21 protein-coding genes are annotated in these 17,828 nt (G+C 57.5%); 13 read left to right on the top strand and 8 right to left on the bottom strand.

The features are described 5' to 3' along the window. Positions 1-113: 113 nt before the first annotated feature. The gene (locus L971_RS05190; protein ID WP_052200283.1) at positions 114-761 is read left to right on the top strand and encodes a thioredoxin domain-containing protein; all 648 of its coding nucleotides are present in this window, start codon (positions 114-116) and stop codon (positions 759-761) included. 24 nt (positions 762-785) lie between these two features. On the opposite strand, the gene L971_RS05185 is transcribed toward L971_RS05190, so the two are convergent. Together L971_RS05185 and L971_RS05180 are read right to left on the bottom strand one after the other, a co-directional pair. Continuing rightward, positions 786-1,445 (bottom strand): excalibur calcium-binding domain-containing protein, encoded by a 660-nt coding sequence (locus L971_RS05185; RefSeq protein WP_047374717.1) that lies wholly within the window; start codon positions 1,443-1,445, stop codon positions 786-788. A 153-nt stretch (positions 1,446-1,598) separates the two neighbouring features. Then, the gene (locus L971_RS05180; RefSeq protein ID WP_047374714.1) at positions 1,599-1,835 is read right to left on the bottom strand and encodes a hypothetical protein; all 237 of its coding nucleotides are present in this window, start codon (positions 1,833-1,835) and stop codon (positions 1,599-1,601) included. 161 nt (positions 1,836-1,996) lie between these two features. On the opposite strand from L971_RS05180, the gene L971_RS05175 reads away from it, so the two are divergent. Then, the gene (locus tag L971_RS05175) at positions 1,997-3,238 is read left to right on the top strand and encodes a UDP-glucose/GDP-mannose dehydrogenase family protein (RefSeq protein ID WP_047374712.1); all 1,242 of its coding nucleotides are present in this window, start codon (positions 1,997-1,999) and stop codon (positions 3,236-3,238) included. Positions 3,239-3,253: 15 nt separating this feature from the next. Here the strand turns inward: L971_RS05175 and L971_RS05170 are convergent, their stop codons facing one another. Both L971_RS05170 and L971_RS05165 read right to left on the bottom strand, forming a co-directional pair. After that, positions 3,254-5,980, bottom strand: coding sequence for an EAL domain-containing protein (locus L971_RS05170; RefSeq protein ID WP_052200281.1), 2,727 nt, complete (start codon positions 5,978-5,980; stop codon positions 3,254-3,256). Positions 5,981-6,113: 133 nt separating this feature from the next. After that, on the bottom strand, positions 6,114-6,587 hold the full coding sequence (locus tag L971_RS05165) for a DinB family protein (RefSeq protein ID WP_047374710.1): 474 nt from the start codon (positions 6,585-6,587) through the stop codon (positions 6,114-6,116). Positions 6,588-6,711: 124 nt separating this feature from the next. On the opposite strand from L971_RS05165, the gene L971_RS05160 reads away from it, so the two are divergent. Next, entirely contained in the window at positions 6,712-7,440 is a 729-nt protein-coding gene (locus L971_RS05160; RefSeq protein WP_047374708.1) for a DUF3784 domain-containing protein, read from the top strand. After that, positions 7,437-7,697, top strand: coding sequence for a hypothetical protein (locus tag L971_RS05155; RefSeq protein ID WP_047374706.1), 261 nt, complete (start codon positions 7,437-7,439; stop codon positions 7,695-7,697). Before L971_RS05160 ends, L971_RS05155 begins: the two co-directional genes overlap by 4 nt. A 25-nt stretch (positions 7,698-7,722) precedes the next feature. On the opposite strand, the gene L971_RS05150 is transcribed toward L971_RS05155, so the two are convergent. Then, positions 7,723-8,625 carry an EAL domain-containing protein gene (locus L971_RS05150; protein ID WP_047374704.1) on the bottom strand — a complete coding sequence of 301 codons (903 nt, stop codon included), beginning with the start codon at positions 8,623-8,625 and terminating at the stop codon, positions 7,723-7,725. Between L971_RS05150 and L971_RS05145 the strand changes: the two genes are divergently transcribed. Further along, positions 8,516-8,917 carry an EAL domain-containing protein gene (locus L971_RS05145; protein WP_231557565.1) on the top strand — a complete coding sequence of 134 codons (402 nt, stop codon included), beginning with the start codon at positions 8,516-8,518 and terminating at the stop codon, positions 8,915-8,917. The two genes, L971_RS05150 and L971_RS05145, sit on opposite strands and share 110 nt — an antisense overlap. Positions 8,918-8,954: 37 nt before the next feature. On the opposite strand, the gene L971_RS05140 is transcribed toward L971_RS05145, so the two are convergent. Together L971_RS05140 and L971_RS05135 are read right to left on the bottom strand one after the other, a co-directional pair. Continuing rightward, a complete protein-coding gene (locus tag L971_RS05140; protein ID WP_047374701.1) occupies positions 8,955-10,334 on the bottom strand; it encodes a HAMP domain-containing sensor histidine kinase in 1,380 nt (459 codons plus the stop codon). A 12-nt stretch (positions 10,335-10,346) separates the two neighbouring features. After that, positions 10,347-11,036 carry a response regulator transcription factor gene (locus L971_RS05135; protein ID WP_047374700.1) on the bottom strand — a complete coding sequence of 230 codons (690 nt, stop codon included), beginning with the start codon at positions 11,034-11,036 and terminating at the stop codon, positions 10,347-10,349. 107 nt (positions 11,037-11,143) lie between these two features. Between L971_RS05135 and L971_RS05130 the strand changes: the two genes are divergently transcribed. Genes L971_RS05130 through L971_RS05120 form a run of 3 tightly spaced genes read left to right on the top strand, consistent with a single transcriptional unit; the run spans position 11,144 to position 14,070 of the window. Then, positions 11,144-11,902 (top strand): ABC transporter ATP-binding protein, encoded by a 759-nt coding sequence (locus L971_RS05130; RefSeq protein ID WP_047374698.1) that lies wholly within the window; start codon positions 11,144-11,146, stop codon positions 11,900-11,902. Beyond that, positions 11,889-13,715 carry an FtsX-like permease family protein gene (locus L971_RS05125; protein ID WP_047374696.1) on the top strand — a complete coding sequence of 609 codons (1,827 nt, stop codon included), beginning with the start codon at positions 11,889-11,891 and terminating at the stop codon, positions 13,713-13,715. The genes L971_RS05130 and L971_RS05125 overlap by 14 nt, the downstream gene beginning before the upstream one ends. Positions 13,716-13,728: 13 nt before the next feature. Continuing rightward, the gene (locus L971_RS05120) at positions 13,729-14,070 is read left to right on the top strand and encodes a YxeA family protein (protein ID WP_047374693.1); all 342 of its coding nucleotides are present in this window, start codon (positions 13,729-13,731) and stop codon (positions 14,068-14,070) included. 55 nt (positions 14,071-14,125) lie between these two features. Here the strand turns inward: L971_RS05120 and L971_RS05115 are convergent, their stop codons facing one another. Continuing rightward, positions 14,126-14,566, bottom strand: a complete 441-nt coding sequence (locus L971_RS05115; RefSeq protein ID WP_047374691.1) for a MerR family transcriptional regulator — start codon at positions 14,564-14,566, stop codon at positions 14,126-14,128. Between the two features lie 318 nt (positions 14,567-14,884). Here L971_RS05115 and L971_RS05110 point away from each other — a divergent pair, with 318 nt between their 5' ends. The 5 genes from L971_RS05110 to L971_RS05095 all read left to right on the top strand — a co-directional run bounded on the left by L971_RS05110 (position 14,885) and on the right by L971_RS05095 (position 17,723). After that, positions 14,885-15,097, top strand: coding sequence for a hypothetical protein (locus tag L971_RS05110; protein WP_024370678.1), 213 nt, complete (start codon positions 14,885-14,887; stop codon positions 15,095-15,097). A gap of 72 nt (positions 15,098-15,169) precedes the next feature. Further along, positions 15,170-15,310 (top strand): YvrJ family protein, encoded by a 141-nt coding sequence (locus L971_RS14925; RefSeq protein WP_081648572.1) that lies wholly within the window; start codon positions 15,170-15,172, stop codon positions 15,308-15,310. A 26-nt stretch (positions 15,311-15,336) separates the two neighbouring features. After that, on the top strand, positions 15,337-15,549 hold the full coding sequence (locus L971_RS05105; protein ID WP_029334422.1) for a hypothetical protein: 213 nt from the start codon (positions 15,337-15,339) through the stop codon (positions 15,547-15,549). A gap of 28 nt (positions 15,550-15,577) precedes the next feature. Continuing rightward, positions 15,578-15,790 (top strand): DUF2922 domain-containing protein, encoded by a 213-nt coding sequence (locus L971_RS05100; RefSeq protein ID WP_024370676.1) that lies wholly within the window; start codon positions 15,578-15,580, stop codon positions 15,788-15,790. Positions 15,791-15,908: 118 nt separating this feature from the next. Next, positions 15,909-17,723, top strand: a complete 1,815-nt coding sequence (locus tag L971_RS05095; RefSeq protein ID WP_047374689.1) for a methyl-accepting chemotaxis protein — start codon at positions 15,909-15,911, stop codon at positions 17,721-17,723. Positions 17,724-17,828: the final 105 nt, after the last annotated feature.

Here is a 17,828-nt window from a genome sequence, read left to right as displayed (position 1 = left end):
GGGACGCTTCTTTTTTGTTGGCCCGAGCAATTGTGAACAGAACGTCACTCGAGGTTTTAAAGGAGACGTGCTATAACTATTTATGTGAAATAGTGAACAAATGGAGGGTGCATATGAAACGATTGGCATGGTTGATGGTCGGAATGGTGTTGGTGCTCGCGGCTTGCGCGACGGGCGAGGCGGACGAGACGGGCGAACGGTTCACATACACGTCGTACGAACTGCCGCTCGATGAGAAAGTGGCGCTCGGGGACGGTCCGCATGAGATCGTCTTCGTGTTCGATTACAGTTGCCCGTGGTGCAAGAAGTGGATGGAGAGCGTCTTGCCGGAAGTCGAGTCACGTTTCCTCGAGACGGGGGAGGCGACGTTTAAAGGACAGCCGCTCGTCTTATTGAACGAGAAGTCACAACTGCTCGCGACGGTCGACGCGAACGCGGAACGGCTCATGCCGGGACGCTACTATGACGTGCAGCGTCAGATCGGGCTCGATGCCGAGACGGTCGAGGATTATGGGACAGAAGCGTACGTACGCCGGCTCGCGGACTTGTTCGAGGCCGACGCGGAGGCGTTGCTCGCCCCGCAAGTCGATGTCGGTATCCAGAACGCCCGCTTGTATACACGCGACCTCGGCGTCGACTACGTGCCGACCGTTTATGTCAACGGCATCAAACTGCTCGACGCGTTCAGCGTCGACGAGATGGAGCGGGTGATGAACGGGGACATCAAGGCGGGCGACGTCGTCGACGTACCGACCGAATAACGCACACGACACCCGCTGACAAGTTCAGCGGGTGTCGTTTTGTCCACAGGCGACGCCGTCGAAATCGGTGTCGAACGTGAGCAGATAGGCGTCGTGCTCGAGCGGGACGCCGTCCGGGTAGACGGCGTTCAAGTCCTCACACGATCCGTACGTCTCAAAAAAGACGATGTTTTCCGTTTCGTCGGTCGTTGTGTCGATCAAGCGCTCGGCGTCCGCGAGGGCGAACGCGAGCTCCTCGTTCATCGCCTCGGCCTCGCGGAGCCGGTCCTCGAGGGCGTAAATCTCGCCGCGTTGCGTCTTGATGACTTCTTCTAGATCGACGACTTTCAAGAACAGATGGTCTTTCATTGTGTCCTCGCGGGCGGCGTAGCGGGCCTCGAGCTTCTCGGTCACGTCACGCTCGATTTGAATCGCTTGCCACGCCAATGCGTCGGCGTGTTTCTCCTCCAAGGCGAGCAACTGTTCATCGTGATCGACCGTGGCCGCCGACAACGTTTGGGCCACCTCGCCGAAGTCTCGTTCCAGTTGGTGGAAGTAGATCGTTGACGCGACGAGGACGAGATAGAGCGCGGTGGCGAACAGTTGCAGTTTGACGCGCTCGACCGGCTCGTCGGCGAGCCAGATGAAAATGATGCTGATCGTGCCGGCGACACACGCCGCGGTGATCCATGTCATGACGGTCATCCGTATCCCTCATTTCGGTAGTCTCTTTATCTATTCCTGTTCCGTTTGAAAACGTGAAAGAACAGGCGATGATGTTTTTATGAGAGCGAAGAATCTGAGGCGTTGGCAGGTTTTTTCAACTTTCCATCGAATAAAAAAAGCATCTGACTCACGTCAAACGCTCCTTTGTTGCTGATTTCGATTTATACGCCACTTCCAGACGACGAGGCCGATGATGAGCAGCAACGGGGCGGCGACCCATGGACGGGCTTCCAAAATGGAGACGATTTCAAAGATGGAGAGCCAACCGCTCACCATGATGAGAATCAATAGGAACGTTTTCAGTCCCCCCTGGACCGGAAACCAATAATAGATGAGTAACGTGATCAAAAAGAAAGCGAGTAAGCCCATGCGGTTAGTCCTTTCTAGCGTCATTTTGACCCATTATAGCATTTTCATGCGTGAACACGCACTTTCGAGCGATGAAACCGAATGTGGCGGCACGTTGAAGTCTTCCCATACGGGCGGTGTTTCGATACAGTTGAAAGTAGATGATTGAAGGAGGAACTAGCGTGAAAATTGGAATCATTGGTCTTGGGTACGTCGGACTGGCGACGTTGTGTGGACTGGCGAAAGCAGGCCACGAGGTCATCGGCGTCGAGAAACATGGACCGAAACTCGAACAATTGAGAAGTGGCGCGATCCCGTTCCACGAACCGGGCATGGCCGAGGTACTGCAGGAATTCGCTGACGCGATCACGTTGACAGACGAGATCGCCGCGACAGCAGGCGTCGATTATTTGTTTCTCGCAGTCGGAACGCCGAGCCGGGAGGACGGCAGTTGCGATTTGACGTTCGTCGACGACGTGCTCGCCGAGGTGAAGGCAAAACAGAAGATCGTCATCCGGAGCACGGTGCCGCCGGGTACGACGGATTTACTCAACGTGATGTATCCAGCGCACACGTTCGCCATCGTCCCTGAATTCTTACAGGAAGGACGCGCCCTCGCCGACGTGTTGAAGCCGCACCGCGTCGTCATCGGTAGCGACAACCTCGAGATGTGTGAAGAGCTCGCGGGTATATACGGTCGCCTCGGCGTCCCGCTCGTCTGCACGTCACCGATCAATGCCGAGTTCATCAAGTACGCGTCGAACGCCTTCCTCGCGACGAAGATCAGTTTCATGAACGACTTGTCGCGTCTCGCTGACAAGGCCGGGGCGGACATCACGACAATCGCCGACGGCATGGGGCTCGACCCGCGCATCGGCCGCTCGTTCTTGAACGCCGGTCTCGGTTACGGCGGCTCGTGTTTCCCGAAAGATATGAACGCTCTCCTCCACGTGGCCGGAGAGAACGGTCTCGACTTGCCGGTCATCCGGGCAGCGGCCGAGACGAACACGGCGCAGCTCCACTACTTGCTGTCGAAGCTCGACGTGACCCGCGGCATGCGTGTCGCGTTCCTCGGACTCGCCTTCAAGCCGGGGACGGACGACATGCGCGACGCCCCGTCGATCGCGCTCGCCCAGCAACTGCTCCTACAAGAAGTCGAGGTCGTCGGGTACGACCCGCTCGCGACATGGGACTACCGCCAAGCGGAGACAGTGGAAGAAGCGCTCGACGGTGCCGACTACGCCATCCTCGTCACCGAGTGGGATGAACTCGTCAACTTGAAACCGGAAGCGTTCGCCGGGATGCGGCAGAAGCGATTGGTCGATGGCCGCAACGCCTGGAAATTCGCGCGCGACCCACGCGATGTGCAATATGAAGGTGTCGGCCGGATGCAAAAGAAGACGAACACCCCGACGTCTAAATAAAACGAGACGAGACCGTCAACTGGTCTCGTCTTTTTTCATGCGCGCTTCGGCCCAAGCGCTGAACGTTTCCGCGTCGAGCGGTTCGGTGAAGTAATAGCCTTGGCCGATCTCGATCCCTTCCTCGATCATGCGCTTCAACTCGAGCTTCGTCTCGATCCCTTCCGCGACGAGCACGAGCCGCTGTTCCCGGGTGAAACGGGCGACGGCGCGGAGGAACGACAGTGAGTCTTTCGCCTTGCCGCTGACGTACATCCGGTCGATCTTCACTTCGTGGACGGGGAGGTGCCAGATCGCCTCGAACGATGCGTACCCGGTCCCGAAGTCGTCGATCGACAGGCGATAGCCGATGCGGGCGAGCGCGTCGAGCTGGCTCAAGTCGGTCGGATAGTCGAGAAGGTCGCTCGACTCCGTCAATTCGATGATGAGCCGATCGGTCATCCACGGATGTTCGGCCGCGGTTTCGATCAACACGTCGACGATCGTTTCATCGAGACAGCGCGGCGACAAGTTGTAAGAGACGGTGAGCGCGGACAACGGGGAGTCGTGCCACACGATGAGCTGTTCGATGACTTGTTTCAACACGCTCAAAGAGAGCCACAAAATCTGGTCCGACTTCTCGGCGATCCGGATAAACTCAGCCGGGGCGATGGTGCCATGGGCGGGACTGTCCCATCGGGCGAGCGCCTCGGCCCCGACGATGGCCCCGGTTTTGAGCTCGATTTGCGGATGGTAGGCGATCCGGATTTGCCGGGCCCCGATCGCTTCGGGGAGCGCCCGTTCGATCAAGGCGAGCCGTTCGACTTCGCGCAGCACCTCGTCGTCGTACCAGACGATGCGCGTCCGGTGTTCGGTGGCGAGCTGGAGCGCGTTCATCGCCCGTTTGAGCGCCTCGTCGTACGGTTGCATCCGGACGACGGCCATCCCGCATTGGCTATCGAGCACTTGGCGCCTTGTCCGTTCGTCCCAGTCACGCGGGAATAAATCCTCGAGCTCGTCTTTGTCCCCTTCATCAACGTCTTGGATGAAAAGGAGGAGCGTGTTGTCGCGGTAGCGTCCGAGTTGACTCGTCGCATATTTTTTCAACCGTTTCGCGAGCTTGTCGATGAGTCGCTTCAAGGCTGCCTCGGCGTACTCGGTGCCGTACCAATCCGACACGTGTTGGTAGTCGTTCACTTTGAAGACGACGAAGACGCCGTTCGCCGCACCGAGCCCGCGTTTTTTGAACGCCTGGGCGAACCCGTACGCATTCAACAGGCCCGTCGACTCGTCATAGCGGACGAGCCGGTCGACTTCTTGCTCGCGTGAGATCCGTTCCGTCACATCTTCTAAAATCAAATAGTAGTGGTGTTGGTTCGCGACTTCGAGCGGCAACAGCTTGACGCTCATGTAACGCCGCGGCACCTCATCGAAGAACAAGATGAACTCGCTCGGCCGTTGCTCTTGTTTGACGTGGGTGAGCCCGTCCTCCCACAAGCGGCGCCCGGTCGACGTCAACAGTTGGTTGAACTCGTACAAGTTCCGTTCCCCGATCAGCCGTTCGAACACATCGTTGCGTTCGATGATCTCGGATTTATCGTTGATCAAGGCGATGGCGAGCCCGGTCTCGGTGAACAGTGAGGACCACCGTTCGTGCACTTCCGCGAGTTCGAACGACTTGGCCTCGAGATGATGAACAGTATGCGACATGTCACGGGCGATGCGCTTCAATTCCTGTTCGACCGGGGCGAAGTCGTGCCGTTCCGGGAACGACTGGGTCGGCGGGTCGAGCATCGGATCGATGGCGAGCACGCGCTCTTTCAAGTGGACCAAGTCGAAACCGTAACGGTGGCGATACCGGACGAAGCTGTAGGCGAGCAAGGCGAGCGTCATCATGCCGACGAGGAGCGTGAGCACGTAATACGTCTGCTCTTGGCGACGTTCGCGTTCTAAGGCGGTGAGCGCCTTGTCGCTGATCGCGTCGAGCATGCGCTGCGTCTGGTCATAGAAGATGACGGCGCTGACGTAACGGGCCTCATACGGGACGTCGGCGTTCGTCAACTGGCCGAGGGCAGTGAACAGTTGATCGATTCGATCGTCGATCGTCTCGGCGAGGATGGGCCGTTCGATGACGAGGTTTTGCAGGAGCGCTTGTTCAGGCAAGAGCGACGTCTCGAATTCGGCGATTAGTTCGGGGTTCGGTTCAAGGACGAAGACGCGGTCGATGTTGCGTGTATACGCCATCTGAAGCCGGAGTAAGGCGTCCGTCGCCTCATAGAGGGAACTGTCCTGATTCGTCTGGCGGAGCCCGTCGTAAATCCAACGGCGGTCGAGCGACTTCAACAAGTCGAACGGGACGAGCCGGAACCAGTCCGTGCCGACACCGGACGTCGCGCGCTCGATGTTGTCGGAGAAAGAGAGGACGGCGTCGCGTTCCCTGGCGGACAGCCCGACGCGGGCGTCATCAATGAGCGCCTCGTTGTATTCGAGCGCCTGGTCCCGATATTGGTCGGAGACGAGCGTGAACGTCTCGGCGCGCTCGAGCTCGTATTGCCGGGCGACATAATACAGGATGAGATGGCTCTCGACGCCGGAGACGTCTTTGGCGTACGTCATGTTCGTGATCGCTTGCCGTGACGTCTCGGCTTTTTCTTTCCAATAATAGCCGCTCCAAAACGTGAGGAGGGCGACGGCGATAAAAGAGAGGATGAACAAGGTGGTGAGGACGGTGCGGAACGGGATGTCAGAAAATGGGGAGCGGCTCATGTCGGACCTCCTCTCGGATTGATGGCATAGCACTGTCTTTCTTTTCCTGTATCCAGACGAGGAGAAACGACAACCGTGTGGAAAACGTGAGCCTGTTTTCGTGAAATGACAAAGACCCGCCGGCGGCGGGTCTTTAGGCGTCCATCTGTTCTTTCGTCGGCCCCATGACGCCCGGGACCGGTAAACCGGCTTGACGGAGCAACACCGTCATCTGTCCGCGGTGGTGCGTCTGGTGGTCCATCATCATCCGGAGCACGGCGCCGCGCGGTCTCATCGTGCCGTGGACGTCGACTTCTTCGAGCAAGTACGCGTCCGTGAACTGTTCGGCCGTGTCTGCGATCTCTCGTGCGTACCGTTCATATTGGTCGGCGATCGCTTTCGCCGCGGCCGGTTGCGCGAGTGATTTCAAGGCCGACAGCCGAAAGCCGAGCAAGTTCGTGAAGTAGCCGAGCGCGGTCGTCACGTGCCAGCCGATCCAGCCGAGCGAGTTGTGCCCCGGGACGATTGCTTGTGTGAGCGCGTCGTCGGTGACGGCGCGGAGCACGTCGAGCGTGCCGAGGGATGACGCTTCCCAATCGGTGATGAAGTCTTGTTTCGTGCGATACATCGAATTCCCCCTTGTCCTGATTTATCGTCAGTATACGAGATGATTGATTCTTTATGCGTGTCTGACGATTGTTGGAACGTTTCCCTCGCTTTCACGTAGAATGGAAGAGAAGGAGGGACCATCCATGTGGGTTTTAGTTATCGCGGCAGTACTTATGTTTTTCCTCGGCTTCGCCGTCCATCGGCTCGGCTGGCATTTCCTCATCTCAGGGTACAATACGATGAAACAGGAACGGAAAGACCGCGTCGATATCAAGTCGGTCGCCCGGCTCATCGGCATCATGTGTTACGGGATCGGCGTCATCTTTCTCCTCATCGCCGCCATCGAGACGTTCCGTTTGAACATCCCGCTCGAGCCGTTCTTCATCGGGCTGCTCTTGTTCGTCGTCGTGATCTTATGGCGTGCCCAAGCGTATGACGGCAACATCTTTGACGAGTCCGGCCGGTTTCGTCCGGGTGGAAAGAAAAAACTGATCCCGCTCGCGCTCGTCTCCGTGCTGTTGCTGACGGTCGTGCCGGGCCTGTTGATTTGGTTCTCGCAGCCGACCGAGGTCACCCTCACCGAGTCGGCGCTCGTCATCGAAGGCGCCTATGGTCAAACCGTGCCGTACGACGACATGACGGCCGTCATGTTGACGTCGTTCCCCGGTGTCGAGCGTAGACAGAACGGGTCGGTGACGACTGGGCGCTTCACCGGTCATTTCAAGACGATTTATAAAGAAGACGTGCTCCTCTTCATCAATCGGGACGTCGGTCCGGTCATCCGCATCGACTGGAGCGGCAAACCGATCTATTTGAACCTCGATACGGAAGCGGCGACGAGGGCGTTGTATGAGGAGGTGATCGAGCGATGAATCCTTGGTACACGCGCAACATGCCGTTCTTTTTCCTGACGTTCTTCTTCCCGCCGCTCGCGCTGCTCTTGCTCGTCTGGCAGTGGGACAAGTTCACGACGGACCGGGGCATCAAGCTGTTCTTTACGGTCGGGATGACGGTGTTCATCGTCTTCGGGCTGTTGCCGCGCGGTTCGCTGCCGGTCGTCTTGCCGATCATCTTCGGTTTGATCGCGCTGAAGCTCGTGCTGAACATGTTCAAACGAAAGGCCGGCTGACACGAGGTCAGCCGGCCAGAACGGGTCACGTTTCGAGGTGGCCCGTTTTTTCGCGTACCCACGCCTCGAACGCGTTCGTCTCGAGGGCGGGGGCGTAATAGTAACCTTGTCCGATGTCGACGCCTTCGGCGAGGATGCGGATGAGGTCTTCTTCGGTCTCGATGCCTTCGGCGAGCGAGGTGAGCTGTTGTTCACTCGCGAAGCGGGAGACGGCCCGGAGGAACGACGTACTGTCTTTCGCTTTGCCGCTCACATACATCCGGTCGATCTTCACTTCTTGGATCGGCAAATGCCAGATCGCTTCGAACGAGGCGTAGCCGGTCCCGAAGTCGTCGATCGACAGACAGTAGCCGAGGTCGGCGATGTCCTCGAGCCGGTCGAGCTCGCCCGTGTGTGACATGATGTCGGCCGACTCGGTCAGCTCGATCTTCAGCCGGTCCGGGAGCCACGGGTATGGTTCGATCAAGTCCCGCAGTTTCGCGACGATGGACGGGTCGACCGAATGGGCCGACAAGTTGTACGACAGCGAGATGTCCGCGAACGGCGTGTCCCGCCAAGCGATGAGCTGGGCGATGACCTGGTCGAGAATCGAGTGCGACAACCAGAGGATCTGGTCGGAACGCTCGGCGATACGGATGAACTCGTTCGGCGGCACTTGCCCGATCTCCGGGTGACGCCATCGCGCGAGCGCCTCGGCGCCGACGATGCGGCCCGTCTTCAACTCGACTTGCGGCTGATAGGCGACAGTGATCTGTCCTTTTGAGATCGCATCGGGAAGCGCCTGCTCGATGAGCGCGGCCCATTGGAGCTGCGCGAGGATGCTCGCGTCGTACCAGACGAACGGTGTCCGCGTCTCCTTGGCGTGCTGGAGCGCTTTCGTCGCCTTTCGGACTGAAGGGTTCTCGATCTCAATCGACGATTTCGGCACCGGATTCTCGGCCTTCGTTTATTTGAAGCACTATCCGATCCATGAGATCAAGATCGACCGCCAGTTCATCCAAGCGACGGAGAACGATCCGACCGGCAACGTCATCGTCCAGTCGATCATCGAGCTCGCCCGCGGCCTCGGCTTGAAGACGGTATGCGAAGGCATCGAGACGGACAGCCAGCGCCGGACGCTGAAGAAACTTGGTTGCGATGAGATGCAAGGGTACCACTTCTCGCGCCCGCTCCCGATCGAGGAGCTTGAACAGTGGATCGCTGAATATGAGACGACATGACAAAAAAGGTTCGCCGCGGCGAACCTTTTTTGTGTCTTCATGGAGCTTGCGGCAACGTGATCTGAATCGACGTCCCGGCGCCGGTCTCACTCGTCACGGCAACCGTCCCGCCGTGCGCCTCGATGATGTCGCGCGAGATGGCCATGCCGAGGCCGCTCCCGAGCGCATCGTCCGTGTTCGTGCCGCGATAATATCGTTCGAAGATGTACGGCAAGTCGGCCGCGTCGATTCCGCGCCCATCGTCCGCGATCGTGATCGTATCCCCGTCGACGTGGACCGAAACGCGCACCGAATCGTCGTTATGGACGAGCGCGTTGTAGATGAAATTTAAGAGCGCCCGTTTCATGAAGTGCTCATCGATTTGCCGCGTCGCCGCGTCAACACTTGAAAACTCGAGTGTGCGGTGGCTGAAACGCGGGTCGTTCAGCACGTCGATGACGAGCTCGCGGACGAACGGCTCGAGTCGCGTCTCGACTTTCTCGAGCGGGAAGTCCCCGTGCTGCAGCCGCATCGTCAAGTTGAAGTCGTCGAGCAACTCTTTCATATAACGCGCCTGCCGTTCGATGACGGCCGCGTACTGGCGTCGCTCCGTCTCGTCGACATCCGTGTCATCGAGCAACTCGGCGTAGCCTTGGATCGAGGCGAGCGGCGTCTTCAAGTCGTGCGAGACGTTGCTCATCCATTCCTTGCGCCGGACGTCGAGTTGTTCGCGCTCCCGTTCATACGTCTTGAGCGTCTGCGAGACGTCGTTCAAGTTCGCGAACACGGGCCGATAGATGCCGGGACGCTTCGGGTCGACGGTCGAGAAGTCGCGTGCCTTCAGCTGGGCGATCCGCTCGGTCAACCGGTAGACGGGCCGTGTCAAGCGCGAACTGAACGCGAGTCCGATGAGCGCGGCGACGATGAGGTCGACGATGAGCAAGATGAGGCCTGCCCTCGACAAGTAGGCGATGAGCGACTCGGGGTCGATCATCGTGACGAGCCGTCCTTCCGTCGCTTCCGGGAAGGCGACAAGATAGCTATACGATTCGAAGCCGCCGACGAAGTAGAGCGTCAAGTCGTCGTCTTTGTATTTATAGATGTGAATCAGTTCGAGCGGCGTGTACGCGTCGGGCGCCGTCTCGGGGGCGCGCGCTTGCGTCACGACGTTCCCGGACTCATCGAGCACCTGGAGCCAGGCGTTGTTCCGTTCGAGCGCCTCGAGCCCTGCCTCGGACACGACCGGTTCGCCGTCTTCAAGCGTCATATATTGGTTGAACGTGCGGGTGAACGTCTCGCCGGAATTGCTCTCGACGTCATCGAGCCCGGTCCGCTCATTGACGAGCAGCACGACGAGGATCGTGACGTTCAAGATGATGACGGTCGCGACGATGAGGAGGATGGACACGAGATAGCGTCCGGTCAGTTTCCATTTCATCATTTGTCCTCCTCACACGTGAAAGCGATAGCCGAGCCCTTTGACCGTCACGATATACGTCGGCCGGGAAGGGTCGGGCTCAATTTTTTCACGGAGGCGGCGCATGTGCACCATGACCGTGTTGTCCGACCCGTAAAAATCCTCGCCCCAGACGCGGTTGAACAGCGTCTCTTTGCTGAGGATCTGGTTCGGGTGGCGGAGGAAACAGGCGAGCAGCCCGACTTCTTTTGCCGTCAGCTCGAGCCGGTTGTCATGTAAATATACTTCGTTGCCGTCCGCATTCATCCGGAACGGGCCGACGTGGACGTCTTGTTGCGCCGGGGCGTCATACATCGATACCCGTCGCAACTGTGCCTTGATGCGGAAAGCGACTTCTTTCGGACTGAACGGTTTCGTGATGTAGTCATCGCCGCCGATGGCGAGGCCGAGGATTTTGTCGACCTCGTCAGACTTGGCGGACAAGAACAGGATCGGGATGTTCGACGTCGTCCGGATTTGTCGGCACAAGTCATAGCCTTCCCCGTCCGGCAACATGACATCCAAAATGGCGATGTGCGGCCGGAACGTGTGGAACGTCTCGATCCCGCCCTTCACCGTGTGCGCCGTCTCGATGTGCGTGAAGCCTTCTTTCTCGAGTGCTTTTTGAATGAGTGTGCATAAATCTTTCTCGTCATCGACGATTAGGATGCGTGGTTGTTCCATGTGATCACCTCTCGAACAAATCATACCATTTAAGGATTTCGTAAGGTACGCGTGATTTTCAGTTAAGGTGGCGCCTGTAATGTAGTCGTTAGAAAGAGGTGCTATTCATGGAATCATTATTACAAGTCAACCACATTGAAAAGACATACGGGAAAGGCGATACGACGTTCAAGGCGCTCGATGGTGTCTCATTCACGATCGACCACGGCGAGTTCGTCGGTATCATGGGGCCGTCGGGCGCCGGCAAGTCGACGCTGTTGAACGTGCTCGCGACGATCGACACGCCGACAGCAGGGGACATCCTCGTCGACGGGAAGAATATTGCCACGCTCGACGAAGAGGCGCTGTCGGACTTCCGGCGCGACCATCTCGGCTTCATCTTCCAAGACTATAACTTGCTCGACTCGCTCACGGTGCGCGAGAACATCTTGCTGCCGCTCGCCGTCTCGAAGACACCGGTCAAAGAGACGCGTCAACAAGTCGAAACACTCGCCAAACGATTCGGGCTCACCCACATCCTCGACCAATACCCGTACCAAATCTCGGGCGGACAGAAACAGCGGACGGCCGTCTGCCGGGCGCTCATCTCGAACCCGTTGCTCATCTTCGCCGATGAGCCGACCGGTGCGCTCGACTCGAAGTCGGCGACCGACCTGCTCGAGACGCTCGCCGGGCTGAACGAGGCCGAGACGACGATCATGATGGTGACGCACGACGCCTATGCGGCGAGCTTCTGCCGTCGCGTCCTCTACATTCAGGACGGGCGTCTGTCGAAAGAACTCATCCGCGGCGCGACGTCACGCGACGCGTTCTATGAGGCGATTTTAGAAGAGTTGAAAGGCGGTGCGTCCGATGACGCTCTTTGATTTGGCGAAAAAGAACGTCGCCCGCAACTTGTCCCGCTACGCGCTCTACGTCGGGACGACGATCTTTTCAATCATCATCTACTTCACGTTCGCGACGCTCAAACATAGCGGCGAGATCAGTGCGCTCGCCGAGACGTCGAAACAGATCAGCGGGCTCATGAGCGCCTCGACGTTCATCTTGCTCATCTTCGTCGCCTTGTTCATCGCCTATTCGAACGCCTTCTTCTTAAGGGGTCGCAAGCGTGAGGTCGGGCTCTACTCGCTCCTCGGCGTCCGGAAGAAACAGATCGGGCAGCTGCTCTTGTTCGAAAATCTCGTCATCGGTGCCGTCTCGCTCATCGTCGGCATCGGGCTCGGTGTCGTCGGGGCGAACGCGCTGTTGCAAGTGCTGCTTCGGCTCATGAGCAGTGACTTGTCGATCGGGTTCGCGTTCTCACGGTCGGCGCTCGTCGAGACGTTTCTCGTCTTTCTCGGCATTTTCTTGTTCACGTCGTTCCAAGGGTATCGGGTCATCTATCGGTTCAAACTGATCGACCTGTTCCACGCCGACAAAAAAGGGGAGGACGTCCCGAAAGCGAACGTGTTCGCGGCGCTCGGTGGTGTCGTGACGCTTGCCGTCGCTTATTGGCTCGCGCTCCAGGATTTGACGTCGCCGCTTTGGAGAATGCTCAGCCTCGCCATGCCGCTCCTCATCATCGGGCTCACGGTCGTCGGGTCGGCGCTCTTGTTTCATAGTGTCCTCGTCTTCATCCTCGGCCGCATGAAAGCGAATGAGAACTGGTCGTGGCGGCGCCTGAACGTGTTGACGACGTCACAGCTGTTATACCGGATCCGCGGCAACGCCAAGACGCTCACGCTCATCAGCATCATCAGCGCGACGGCGATCACGGCCGGTGGCGCCATCTTCAGTCTTTATTACTACGCCGAGGAGAACGTCACGTCGTTCGCGCCGTACACGTTCGCCTGGGAAGGGGACGCGCGACCGATCGATGCGGACGTGATTGCCGAGGTGGATGTATGGAAAAAGACGGTACGGGTCCCAGATGAATACGGGGAGCGCGAATATGGCGTCATCGATGAATCGACATATCGACAGCTCGTCGACGGACTCGATTGGGAGGAGCCGACCGCCCTCAGTGGCAACGAAGTGCGTCTCGTCGACCCGTTCTTTGATGAGCGGTTCAATGACGAGATGAATCAAGTCGAAGTCGACGGCACGACGTATCCCGTCAAAGAGCGCATCGAAGCGACCCCGCTCAACGTCATGACGTTCGGCGGCATCTTCCTCGTCACCCGTGACGACGTCTATGCAGCAATCGACGGTGACGCGGTGTCGTATCACGCGGTGAAAGTCGCCGACTATAAAGACCAGGCGGCGTTGTCGGAACGCTTATCCGGACTACCGAGTTTCTCGAGCGCGACCGATTTGTACCGGGACACGATGGCCGTGAACGGGGCGCTCCTCTTCGTCGGCAGTTTCCTCGGGCTCGTCTTCCTCGTCGCGACCGGAAGCGTCATCTACTTCAAGACGATGACTGAAGCCGAGGCCGACCGGGCGACGTACGCGGTGTTGCGTAAAGTCGGGATCTCAAAACGCGACATCAAGCAGACGATCCGTCATCAAGTCGCCGTCGTCTTCTTGGCGCCGTATGTGCTCGGCTTGCTCCATGCGAGCGTCGCCTTGATCGCGTTCTCGCGTCTGTTCGCGATGGACTTCACCGTGCCGGTCGTCGTTTGGATGACCGTCTACTCTGCGATTTACGCCCTCTATTACGTGGTGACGGTCCGGCGTTTCACAAAATCTGTCTTATAAGGAGAGAATTAAGATGAAGAAAATCATTGGGTTCACGCTCGCGTTCGTCCTCGTGGCGGTCGGGGTGATCAACATCGACTGGAATCGGCTCGGCAAGGAGAACGTGTATGTTCAAGTCGGGGAGGTGACGAACGTCGAAGAGACGACGCTCGACTCGGGGGATGTCGTCCGCCGTTATACGTATGAGACGAAAGCGTACACGAAAGACGGCGAGCCACAAAACGTCACGTTCAGCGCCGCTAAAGCGTTACGCCAAGGTGCCTTCTTGATGCTTTATATGAAAGACGATGCAGTCACGTCGTACGATGAGGTCGGGGCGTCTGACGTGCCGGAAGCGGCGCGGGAGAAGTTATGAGTACACATCAATAAAGACCGCCTTTCCTGTTTTATGTCAGGGAAGGCGGTCTTTCTCATGTTTGCGGTTGTTCAGCCGCTAGTTCAAATTGGAGTATGTACGACAATTCTTTATGGGCCAATTCAGAGAAGCCCGTCTTTTTGACGTGCGTCCGTGGCCGGAGCCCGCATTCCAATGCGATGTCGACGATCGTGCGAATCTGATTTTCTGAATAGTACCGTTTGCGGCCAAGCGTGAACGGGGTAGGCGGCAAGACGCCGTCGGTCTCCCATTTGATCAATTGTTGCTGGCTGCGGGGAATGCCGGCGACGCTGAACGCTCGGCTCAGTTCTTTGAGCGGATAGACGGTCAGGTGCCGATCGCGTTGTTGGAACGGTTTCCCGTGTTCCGGACGGTACGTCTCCCATTCGGTGGCGCGAAAGGTCAGGTCGGTATGGTCGAAGTCGAATTGAGCGGAAGGAATAGGGGTGGCGAGTGCGATGTCTAAGCTGTTCATCTGAGATATCTCCTTCTTCAAGTCAAACTGGCATTATGAAAATGCCCTCCCTCGTATAGTACCCGATTTTCAAGAAATTAACTGTCAGTTTTTTGAAAGCGGGGAAATGAATTCGTGGGACTTTTGGTGGATTTTGAAATTTGAATCAACGTTTTTAACAATACCCTAAACGGTATGAGAACTCAATCACAAAGCCGACCGAGGTGAGATGAACTAATATTCAGAAAATATAGTTCGATAGTCATGAATCACAAAAATGAAATAAAATGAGCAAACCTTACCGATCTCCGGTTAATAGGGGCGAAGGAGGTGAGACATATGGCAGTGTATCGAGAATACGCAAGCGTCTTTTATCTCGACACGAAACGGCTCGTTGACGGTAAAGACAAACGTCAGCTCGTCCGTTTCGGTCCGCTCGGTGCGCGGATGGAGACCGAAGAGATCAAACAGTTCGGTGATTTATTGATCGGACTACTTTCAGTCGACTCCGCCGCGTACATCGTGTCACGTGAATTCCACGTGACGGTCTAAACTGGAGGAACCCCCAATGCGTGCATCCCCTCGTCCCGCCACTGACAACCGGCACGATGAGCAGGTGGTCACATGAGTTGGCCCGAACTCATCTCGAACCTCGGATTTCCGATCGTCGTCTCGCTCTATCTGCTTCACCGGATCGAGACACGGCTTGAGCGCATGATCCAGCTGCTCGAGCGCTTGGACTCCACCCGTCCTTCTGAATCGTAATCATCCCCCGAAAGGAGCCATTCCCCATGGCACAGCTGACAGAAAAGAAAGCGACGCTCGTCCTGACGACTCACCACGACCTTGAAAGTTTGAAACCGACGAAGAAAGCGCAACGCTTCGGCCCGATCCGCGCGGCACTCACGGCCAACGAGGCCGAGGCGTTCGGCCATCTCATGATCGACATGGTCGAACAAGAAGATTTCACGCTCGCCGTCGTCCGCGAATACGACTTAGTCTAACACCCACATTTAAGGAGGAGAATGAATCATGACTGAAACAAAACTCGAAATCGCCTTTTTGGACACGTTCAATAAAGTAGCCCGCTTCCGTTTGAACAACGTCAAACAACCGATCGACCCGGTGAAAGTGAAAGCGCTCGCTGACTTCATGGTCGCGAACGACCCGCTCGGCAAGAACGTCGTCAAGTGGACGGAGATCAAGATGATCGAAGGATCGACGACCGTGTTGAACGTCCAATAACTTCGGAAAGATGGCTGAGCGTTCAGCCATCTTTTTTTAATGTTGGTCAATCGTCTTCAAAGTTTTCTGAAAACGGTCGATATAGGAAGAAACGTTTGTTTGAGAGGGGACTACATATATGAAGAAGAAATTAAACTGGTCAGCTTTGCGGCAAAAGTTGAGCGGGCGACCGAAGCTTCGCTCGTTCCGAAGACGGCCGAAATCGGTGAAAGCCGGGACCGAAAAAGGACTGACGATTCGCCAGAAGCTATGGGGGCTCGTCCTCTTGTCGCTCCTCATGGTCATCGGGGTCGGTGGCTATTCGCTCCTGTCCTTGAACGATGCGAACAAGCAAGCCGACGACATCGTCAACAACTGGAACAAAGGGCTCGACTACGCCCATGAGTTGAACACGCTCGCCGCGAACTATCGGGCGCTCGAGCTCGAACATATCGTCACCGAAGACGTCGCCGGAAAAGAAGAGTTGATGACAGAGATGCAAGCCATCCGGGCCCGCATCAATGAGGTCGCCCCGAAATATGAGGCGACGGCGACCGGGGCGACGGATAAAGAACTGTTCGATTACTTCGCCCGTCAGTGGGAGATGTATCAGCGCGTCTCGGACAACATGCTCATCTTCAGCACGTCCGGCAACAACGGCATGGCGCGTTCTTACTATGACGCCCAGTCGCAAGCGACGTACGATAACTTCACGCAGCGGCTGACGGCGCTCGTCGCGTACAACTCGGAAGGGTCAGAGCGTGTCGGGGCCGTCATGGAACGAGAGTTCAAACAATCGCTCATCGCCCTCATCGCCGTGACGATCGGGGCGGTCACACTGCTCCTCTTCCTCGGGTTGAGCCTGCTGCGTTCGATCATCCGGCCGATGCGGACGCTCCAGACGAAATTTGATGAGCTCGCCACACAAGGCGGGGACTTGACGATGTCGATCCCGGTCACGTCGAACGACGAGATCGCGCAAGTGAGCCGGTCGTTCAACACGTTCATCGCCTCGCTCCGCGAGATCATGATCGACGTCGACGAGACGGCGAAAGTCGTCCTCACGTCTTCGAAAGAAGTCGCGGCAGAAGTGACGCAACTGAGCCGCTACATGGAAGAGACGTCCGGGACGGTCGAGGAATTGACGGCCGGCATGGAAGAGACGGCGGCCTCGTCGCAAGAGATGAGCGCGTCGACGATGGAGATGGGTGGGTCGATCGACTCGATCGTCGACTTGTCGAACGACAGTGCCGAGACGGCACAACACGTCGAGCAGCGCGCCCATGCGATGCGCACGCAAGCGATCCAGTCGAAGACGGAAGCGAACGCGATCATCGAGGCGAAACGGCTTGAACTCGACGAGGCGATTCGCGGCGCGAAGTCGGTCGAAGAGATTCGCGTCTTGACGACGGCCATCCTCACCATCGCCGACCAGACGAATTTGCTCGCCTTGAACGCCTCGATCGAAGCGGCGCGGGCCGGGGATGCGGGACGTGGCTTCGCTGTCGTCGCCTCAGAGATTCGCAAGCTCGCCGAGAACTCACGCCAGACGGTGAACGAGATTCGAGAAGTGTCGAACACGGTCATCGACTCGGTCGAGCGTCTGAACACGAGCTCGGCGGATATGCTTTCGTTCCTCGATACGACGGTCTTGTCAGACTATGACCGGCTCGAGGCGTCGGCGACGCAATATGAGGCGGACGCGAGCGTGTTCGGGGAGACGGCGAAGACGTTCGAAGGGAACGCCCTTCAGCTTCGCCATATGACCGACAGCATCCTCGGTGTCATCCAAGAAGTCGCGACGACCGTGACCGAAGGGGCGGACGGGACGCAGTCGATCTCGGAGAAAGTCCAATTGTCGGTCGAACGGTTCAATGATGTGCAGCATCGGATGACCGAGACCGAGCAGCGGGCGATCGAGCTCGCGAACCGGGTGTCACAGTTTAAGCTTTAACGGTAGGCCGCGGCGTGATGTCGCGGCTTTTTTTGTGACAAAAAATGGAACGATAAACTTACGATATAGGTCAATAAACTGTCGAACTTTTTATGATTGGTACAA

It is taken from the genome of Exiguobacterium sp. ZOR0005 (genome assembly GCF_000798975.1).
Classification (GTDB): domain Bacteria; phylum Bacillota; class Bacilli; order Exiguobacteriales; family Exiguobacteriaceae; genus Exiguobacterium; species Exiguobacterium aurantiacum.
Note: the sequence above shows the minus strand (reverse complement) of the source record. Positions and strands in the feature narration are given on the sequence as shown.